The sequence below is a fragment of the Acinetobacter sp. ANC_7588 genome, assembly GCF_056783995.1.
In genome coordinates this window covers 1-7249 of the sequence record NZ_JBWYIU010000024.1, presented here as the reverse complement: position 1 = coordinate 7249, position 7249 = coordinate 1, and the positions used below count along the sequence as shown (strand labels likewise).

Below are 7249 nucleotides of genomic sequence, written 5' to 3'. Positions count from 1 at the left end.
CGGTTTAGCCCATAAAGCTTTGCGAGCTCGATTACCGATAGTGCTTTCATCATTAAATTCTTTGTATAAATTAATGTTTAGGTTACACATAAATTATATGTAACGCTAACATCGTTCAGTAGTATGTGAAATACGTATCTATTAATTAATGAAAAAGTTTATATACACTGTGGAACAGCTTCCTCGACTGCTGCCATATATATAGGGAAGTCTTTCTCTTCCATACTTTTTGATGACCAGTTTTCACCAATCGATTTAGATAATAAAGGATCCAAAGCATCATACTGGCAGCTACAAAAACTCTCAGTTGAAGAAGAAACTTCAACACAAGATTCAACATATTTCTTTTTTGCGGCTGAATATTCCGACGAGTTTGTAGAAGTAGAAACATTTGTTGATGACAAAGTATCACCATCGGATGGCGAAGAACATCCAACAATATAAAATGATACGCAGATCAATATAGAATTTAAAATTTTGTTTTTCATATACTTTTTATCCTTGTTGTTTTGAATTCAGTGTTAATAATTTTGATCAATATTTTTAAAGTTTAAGAACAATTTAACTTTTCTTGTAATCCCATAAGGCGTTCATGATTTTGCTGTAACTGATATCTTAAATCAGCTTTTAAAGCTTCTTTATTCGTATTAAATACATCTGAACTAACATCATTTATGCGGTTTACTAAATTTTTTTTCTCTAACTCAAGCTGATTGATTTTTGTCATTAAGCTACAGTTTTGTTGAGCTGTATTTAATTTAGACTGTAGCTGAGTACTTGATCCACCTAAATTTTGATAATACTGCGATAACGTATCATAAGAACTTTTTAACTTGCCAAAATTCAAATTCATTGTCTGAAGCTCATCATTCCTTTGACGTATTAGATCAGCTTGTTGATTAATTAAATTATTCTTTGCTGAAATTGAAGCCTGTAAACTCTCTACTCTTTCTTTGTAGACAACAATGTTATCTTTTAAATCTTGAACATCAGATTCCAGTTTCTCCTTTTGAGCATCTCGATGTTTATCATACTCGTTATTAAAAACTATTAATGCTCCGATACCAGAACTGAAACCTAGGATAAAATACATTAAAGGGCCTAAAAGCTTATGGCCATAAAAGGAGTCAAAAGCAGACATGAAATCAACCTATAATTATTGTAAAGGCTCACTAAGGGAGCTGTTATCTGATAAGGCTATTGTTACACCCCATCAAGCCATCGAATAATTGTCATTCTACTGACACCTAATTGATTAGCAATTTGTGTGTTGTTTATCCCATTAGCTTTCATTTGAACAGCCTGCTCACGCTTAACCGCATAAGCTAAGCCTTTAGCCTTTCCACCTTTAGCACCGCGTTTAGCTTGAATTTCGCTGAAATCACCATGGCTGAATCGCTGCCAAACCCACTTCGCAATACTCTTAGCTGTGGCTTTTACTTCACTACGAGGTAAAGGTTCTTCAAAACCGTTGTTAATCGCTTCTATTTGCGCGTATACGGCTCTTTCCCACTCATAACTATAGTTATGGTGCATATAGTCTCTAATCGCCTTATACGCCCAATGACGGCCCTTCTCAAACATTGTAACATTACGTCCGAGACCTATTACTTCAAGCTTCTTAGGAATACGCTTAGGAAGCTCAACAAAGTCCGCAAGGTAATCTAGTGTGTAAGCCTTTTCAGTCCAAAATGTTGTACGCCATCTAGGGTGCAAGGGATTCTTTGTTATTAACTGAGAATAACCACTGTCAGCACCCATTTTAAGCGCGTATGCGTAGTAAACCGCTTGAGCATATTTAATTGCTTTAACGCTTGCAAAATCGCTTGTAGAAAGGGGGATTTCTAACTTGTAGCAATGATGACAGCGACCATTTTTAGGGTTTTGAGTAGTCCAGAAAGGCTTTGGTAAACCAGCATCAAACCAGGATAATGCCGCATCATCTTTATCGTCATCAAAAACGAAGTAAACCGTGGTAAGAGGTGGATTTATTTGAATATAGGGTTTCTTTAGGGCTATTGATTTCGTACGAATCAGCATGTAACCCGGTTTGTCATCCATACAATAAGGGTTACGCGGCAAGGTATCAAAAAGCTCAAGTTGCCGTTGATCAACTAAAGATGTTTTAAAATTAGTCAGTGCTGAGTGACTTTTTGTATATTCCATACGTTTACTACTTGAGTAAACCGTCTTTCCCTGTAAAATGGTCTACAGACGCAAGACGGATTAACCCCCTTATTGTTGTTTAAAGATTCAAGCCTCGATTGACGACTTTCCGCCAAGTTAGAACGTCATCGGGGCTTTTCTATGTCTGCTGTATTTGTAACACAACTTCAATATCGATTGAAATAATAATACGTTTTCAATGAGCACTAAAACTCTTACCAAAGCTCATCATTTGCGATTTAAGCGCTTTTTTTACCTAAGATGATGTCTGTATAGTCTCAATCGAAATAGCTCAAAAATGAGCTTAGCAAGCACTATAGGAGCTTTAAATGGATGAAACCGAATACTTAATATCTACGCCCGCTAATACAGAGCATTTGAAGCGCTCAATCGAACAGCTTAAGCGCGGTGAAACTCAGGAGCACGAACTGATCGAAGAAGAGGAAGATCAACAAGATTGATTACTTTAAGATTCTCACCCGTGAATATTAGAGTAACTCGGTAGTTCGGTAAGTCGGTACTTCCTTACTCCTTTTATCGGTATTTATAATACGGTGTAGGGTGTTGCCTAAATAACTGCTTATTTGAATAAAAAATAAAATGATTTCTTCATCATTAGTTGATGATGGTTAAGACAAGGACATTTCGTAAAAAATCAAATGCGATACACCGTGAATACATTGGCGATCAACTTTTTTCCTAGGACTTCACCCCTTATATAAGGTACATATATATCCATACCGATATATACATTTAAAGCTTTATACATTTGTACAAACATACATTTATATAAATATATAAATGTATGTTTGTTTGAAGTTAGTTATAACTTATTTGCAACTAAATTGAGGCTTAATACCCCCGGGGATGATCTCAAAAAATTCATGTTATTAGAGAAACTTAAAAAAAATTTAAAATTCAATGCTTTATTTAAAAATTGGTGCCGAAGGTAAATGCTTAACTGATTCATCGTTATTCCACTTTTTTGAAAGAGCCCTTAGACAAGATCTAACTTGTTCATTTAACAAAGCTGAGCTTTGATCACCCTCCCAGGTAAACCATCTTCGATGCATTTTTTCAAACTTAATATCAGCCAAGCTAAAACCAAAATCGTATATCGAATTGAGGTGTAACGTTACTTCATATCGCGCTCTATGTTGATCTCTAGGAAGCACCTGCTTATTGTCAGTCTTCTTAAAGTAACAGTGCTGTGATAATTGATCTCCGTGATATTTTTTGTACTGCGAACTCATTGTTCGCTTATGCCCATAAGCAAGTTGCCAATCTGCTTCGAAAAATTTTGTCATTGTCTTTTCTTGTATTGGTATCTTGCGTTGCTCGCTTTTACGTCTATAAAAGCGTTGGGAAATATCGATCTTATTTACTACATTTTTAGCTAGATACGTGCAAAAGGATGGTGAGCTATTCCAGAAGTCAATTCCAAACTCAATTCCCACTAAATGAGTGCATTGTTCAATGAGTGGAATCTTTCTATCTAATTTTTTAAAAAATAGCTCTACATCCTTGTAACTCTTAGGATCATTAATGCGAAGAATAAAATGACTGCATGAGCACATTGGATATTCTGACAGTCCTAAGATATAAACTGATTTTTTTAAGAGTGTTTTCACGAGTTCGCGCATATGTTTAAGATTAGTTGTCTTATATGTCTTAAATTCGACATCAATCCAGTCAACAAATGCTTGTGGCTTAAGAGTCAATTCATCTCTCATGACAACACCTCTTTAGGCCCCTCATGAAATTTATTAAGCTCACTAACATACTCTTGTAACGCTTCACATAATTTACTGCCTAATTCAACAGCTTCCCGAGGCTTTAGACTCAGATAACAATATGGGTTGTTAAGCGTGATCAGGATATCTTGACGCTCTTCATCCATTTTGTATTCAACCTCAGCTCCTAACCAGTCATAGCAAACACCACGAATCATATATTTGGAATTCTGACGACTTTCTGCTAAAAGAAGTTCAAGTAACTTTGATGATGTATGTTTTGAAATTTTCATAAAAAAACACCATAATTAAGTTGTTTACCCATACATATATTTTAGTCAGTACTTTGTTAATTTTTTGAAATTCATAATTTTTTAATCAATTTGCCAAGTTAATATTAGTTTTTAATAACTCGATAAACTGTTGCAACTCCACACCCTACCGCCTTAGCTATTTCTTCTTTTGTCATCGTATTTAATGCGTGAAGTTGTTTAATACGCTCATGTTTAGCTGTATTTGCTTTTTTTCCTGTTGGCTTATATCCAGACCGTTTTAGCCCCTGTTTGATGCGTTCTCTGCGCTTGTCATTATCGAGTTTTGCCATTGTGGCAAGTAAATCAATCAGCATGGCATTTATGACATTAAGAATCTCTCCTGTCATACCTGTCGTAACCGTATGCGTTGTTGGTAGATCGGCGACGATGAGACGTAGTCCTTTCGCTCTAATCTGTTGTTTTAGAACTTCAAAATCAGCCTGATTCAATCGTGATAAACGGTCCACTGATTCAACCAATAAAATATCACCTGGGTTTGCATCATTAAGCAATTGCGAAAGAACTGGTCGATTTAACTTAGTTCCGCTCTCATTTTCTATGTAATCAACATGATGAGAACCATATGAATTGCTGAAACTGATTAAATCCTCAAGTGCTCTTTTCGCATCTTGATCTTTTGTTGAAGCACGAACATAAATACGGATAGTCATCACAAAACCTATCATTTAAACATAATAAAGAAACTAAATTGATAATAATATCATTTAATATTAATTTAAAGTCTAATGATAGAAACATGGACGCAATTTTCAAATTACTATTTGAGTATAGTTAAGTGATAGGTTCTATTAAATACAAAAAAGCTCGCCTAGAGCGAGCCTGAATATTTTTATTTACTTTTTCGAATCAATGCCCTTTAAACGCATCAGTATCTCTTGTTGCTCTTTCCGTAACTGTGCTTCTTGTGAAGAAACATAGTTCGATACGAAATTATCAGAATGTCTGCGTCTCGCTAATTCAGGATCAAAAACACCATTTCGATAGTTACCCATATCTTCTTCGGGGTAATCCTCAAAGTATTCACTCCACTCACCCATTTTTCTCAACCTTATGATATTTATTGGCTTCAAATAAAGTATATCCGCAACGTCTACGTGAATGAAAATAAATTGATAAGGATGATATCCTCTTTCATTCACGTACGTTGCTTATTTGGTATTACTTTTTTTGATTTGAGCGACTGCTGAAGTTTTAGCTTCAATAGACCAATCAACACCTTCTGCTTTAATCCATGTTTCACATCCAAACGTTAAAAACATTACTGCGACTAAAACAAAAAGAACCTGCCAAACATTTTTGGATAATTTCATTTATATAATCCTCTCTAATAATCAATAACTGTCTATCCGCGTATTAAAACGACCAAACAATTCAGATTTGTTGTGTAATATCGCCAACCCTTCTGGAGTACATCGCAATGGGGATAGAACTAATTCCATAAAAAAATCCGCCTTGTTAGGCGGATCTTGTGCTATTACTCACTGTGCTTCTACATTGCTAAATTGTATAAAGTACTTTTTACAATCTAAGTCATCAGATATTCCTCCTTTCTTTATAGGCATAAAAAAAGCCCACTTTGGATGCGGGCTTCATTTATAAATTTGCATTGGATTTGAAATTCTTTCACAATTTTTCGGACATAAAAAAAGCGCAATCTTTGTTGCGCTTTCATTTCTTCCATTATGCGAAAATTTAATATCTTCTCTTATACGTGTAACTTTAAAAAAATTAATCAAATTTCTCTCTTATTACACGACCAAATAAACCGCTGCATTTTTGTGGTTCAGACTTTGATTCCTAAGTGATTGAGCTGTAGACCACTTATCCCAAAACCGTTACCTCATAAAAAAAACCGCCTGCCTTAGCAAGCGGTTCCAGAACCACTAGACAATCAATGTATTTATGATTTCCAACATATTAGCAATAAAGCTAATTAGTTGGATAAGCATGTACTTGTAGCACATACGTCACCCTCCATAATGTGAGAGCGCATTACTTGATATAACCTAGGTTATGCAGTACCGTATAAACATATACCGCAAATATGCAATAGCGCATGCCTAGGCTTGCGTTCAAAACGCAGTAATACGCGGTTGAAGCTACTTGTCTCCGTCGTCGTCGAAAATTTCGGAGACAGGTAGCGGCCTAAATTGCAACTGTAACGTCACAATATCCATAAAGCATATAATTATTCCAGACTCATTTTTTTATACCTTCAAATTTCTTCGATCAAATCTACATTTGCCTATTTGACTTCATGAGATGAGATAATTTAGGGACAAAATCCATGCTTACTAACCACTACTTTGCGTGAAATCTTCCCTGTTGGCAATATTGACATTTTGATAGTTTTTTTTCTAAGTTCAGCATTAACTTATTAAATGGGAACTGTTTATAAATATTATTGTTCAAAATGCTTTACAGATACGGTCATTACCTCATTAGATAAATTAGAAACGATCTTTATTCTATGAGTTCAATTTAATATTTCACGTATCAAACGTTTAAAAAGACCACGCTTTTTCTTTGTCTCAAAGGATGTATCTTCCGTAACTTGAACTTTTACATTTGGTTCAACTAAGTCAATTTTCAGTTCGTCTATCTGCTCATGTTGAGTGGGTGTCTTCGGTGCACCTAGTAACCGCTGTAAGGATTCGATTTGCTCATCTTTTGCTTTAAGTTGTTCTCGTTGGAATTGCTCACGCTCTTGGGCAAGTTCAAGCTGTTTTTGAAGCAAATTTACCTGTTGTAGCATGATGTCTAGTTCTGCCGACTTTTGTACCGTTGTTGACTGTAACTGAGTGACATTTGCGCTACTACGTTGCGATGGCTCACCAAACACTCTTATGGCTTCTGACAGGTCAATTTTACCATCACTATTTTTGCTTAAATCACCTTTATTTATACGCTTATATATACTTTGGCGGTTTAGCCCATAAAGCTTTGCGAGCTCGATTACCGATAGTGCTTTCATCATTAAATTCTTTGTATAAATTAATGTTTAGGTTACACATA

The 7249-nt window shown here is 35.3% G+C and carries 10 protein-coding genes; 1 reads left to right on the top strand and 9 read right to left on the bottom strand.

Annotation, left to right across the window (positions count from 1 at the left end; genetic code table 11):
* Positions 1 to 158: 158 nt before the first annotated feature.
* From AC1M9J_RS14635 to AC1M9J_RS14625, 3 genes are all read right to left on the bottom strand, one after another.
* Positions 159 to 488, bottom strand: a complete 330-nt coding sequence (locus AC1M9J_RS14635) for a hypothetical protein (protein WP_481952565.1) — start codon at positions 486 to 488, stop codon at positions 159 to 161.
* A gap of 62 nt (positions 489 to 550) precedes the next feature.
* Positions 551 to 1141, bottom strand: a complete 591-nt coding sequence (locus AC1M9J_RS14630; protein WP_481952564.1) for a coiled-coil domain-containing protein — start codon at positions 1139 to 1141, stop codon at positions 551 to 553.
* A 62-nt stretch (positions 1142 to 1203) separates the two neighbouring features.
* On the bottom strand, positions 1204 to 2166 hold the full coding sequence (locus AC1M9J_RS14625) for a replication initiation protein (protein ID WP_481952563.1): 963 nt from the start codon (positions 2164 to 2166) through the stop codon (positions 1204 to 1206).
* Between the two features lie 329 nt (positions 2167 to 2495).
* Between AC1M9J_RS14625 and AC1M9J_RS14620 the strand changes: the two genes are divergently transcribed.
* Positions 2496 to 2627, top strand: coding sequence for a hypothetical protein (locus tag AC1M9J_RS14620; protein ID WP_481596696.1), 132 nt, complete (start codon positions 2496 to 2498; stop codon positions 2625 to 2627).
* Positions 2628 to 3092: 465 nt separating this feature from the next.
* Here AC1M9J_RS14620 and AC1M9J_RS14615 read toward each other — a convergent pair whose 3' ends face one another.
* The 6 genes from AC1M9J_RS14615 to AC1M9J_RS14590 form a co-directional block, all read right to left on the bottom strand.
* The gene (locus tag AC1M9J_RS14615; RefSeq protein ID WP_481598098.1) at positions 3093 to 3899 is read right to left on the bottom strand and encodes a hypothetical protein; all 807 of its coding nucleotides are present in this window, start codon (positions 3897 to 3899) and stop codon (positions 3093 to 3095) included.
* Positions 3896 to 4192 (bottom strand): hypothetical protein, encoded by a 297-nt coding sequence (locus tag AC1M9J_RS14610; RefSeq protein WP_481598097.1) that lies wholly within the window; start codon positions 4190 to 4192, stop codon positions 3896 to 3898. Before AC1M9J_RS14610 ends, AC1M9J_RS14615 begins: the two co-directional genes overlap by 4 nt.
* Positions 4193 to 4296: 104 nt before the next feature.
* Complete coding sequence (locus tag AC1M9J_RS14605) at positions 4297 to 4884, bottom strand: recombinase family protein (protein WP_481598096.1); 588 nt, start codon at positions 4882 to 4884, stop codon at positions 4297 to 4299.
* Positions 4885 to 5067: 183 nt separating this feature from the next.
* Positions 5068 to 5271 carry a hypothetical protein gene (locus AC1M9J_RS14600; protein WP_481596698.1) on the bottom strand — a complete coding sequence of 68 codons (204 nt, stop codon included), beginning with the start codon at positions 5269 to 5271 and terminating at the stop codon, positions 5068 to 5070.
* Between the two features lie 111 nt (positions 5272 to 5382).
* On the bottom strand, positions 5383 to 5544 hold the full coding sequence (locus AC1M9J_RS14595; RefSeq protein WP_481952562.1) for a hypothetical protein: 162 nt from the start codon (positions 5542 to 5544) through the stop codon (positions 5383 to 5385).
* A gap of 1166 nt (positions 5545 to 6710) precedes the next feature.
* Positions 6711 to 7208, bottom strand: coding sequence for a plasmid replication DNA-binding protein (locus tag AC1M9J_RS14590; RefSeq protein ID WP_481952561.1), 498 nt, complete (start codon positions 7206 to 7208; stop codon positions 6711 to 6713).
* Between the last annotated feature and the right edge of the window lie 41 nt (positions 7209 to 7249).

What these genes read in the sequence shown, in the direction of transcription:
- AC1M9J_RS14595 (WP_481952562.1), bottom strand. Translation starts at nt 5,544, where the DNA reads ATGAAATTATCCAAAAATGTTTGGCAGGTTCTTTTTGTTTTAGTCGCA.
- AC1M9J_RS14615 (WP_481598098.1), bottom strand. Translation starts at nt 3,899, where the DNA reads ATGAGAGATGAATTGACTCTTAAGCCACAAGCATTTGTTGACTGGATT.
- AC1M9J_RS14635 (WP_481952565.1), bottom strand. Translation starts at nt 488, where the DNA reads ATGAAAAACAAAATTTTAAATTCTATATTGATCTGCGTATCATTTTAT.
- AC1M9J_RS14625 (WP_481952563.1), bottom strand. Translation starts at nt 2,166, where the DNA reads ATGGAATATACAAAAAGTCACTCAGCACTGACTAATTTTAAAACATCT.
- AC1M9J_RS14610 (WP_481598097.1), bottom strand. Translation starts at nt 4,192, where the DNA reads ATGAAAATTTCAAAACATACATCATCAAAGTTACTTGAACTTCTTTTA.
- AC1M9J_RS14620 (WP_481596696.1), top strand. Translation starts at nt 2,496, where the DNA reads ATGGATGAAACCGAATACTTAATATCTACGCCCGCTAATACAGAGCAT.
- AC1M9J_RS14600 (WP_481596698.1), bottom strand. Translation starts at nt 5,271, where the DNA reads ATGGGTGAGTGGAGTGAATACTTTGAGGATTACCCCGAAGAAGATATG.
- AC1M9J_RS14590 (WP_481952561.1), bottom strand. Translation starts at nt 7,208, where the DNA reads ATGAAAGCACTATCGGTAATCGAGCTCGCAAAGCTTTATGGGCTAAAC.
- AC1M9J_RS14605 (WP_481598096.1), bottom strand. Translation starts at nt 4,884, where the DNA reads ATGACTATCCGTATTTATGTTCGTGCTTCAACAAAAGATCAAGATGCG.
- AC1M9J_RS14630 (WP_481952564.1), bottom strand. Translation starts at nt 1,141, where the DNA reads ATGTCTGCTTTTGACTCCTTTTATGGCCATAAGCTTTTAGGCCCTTTA.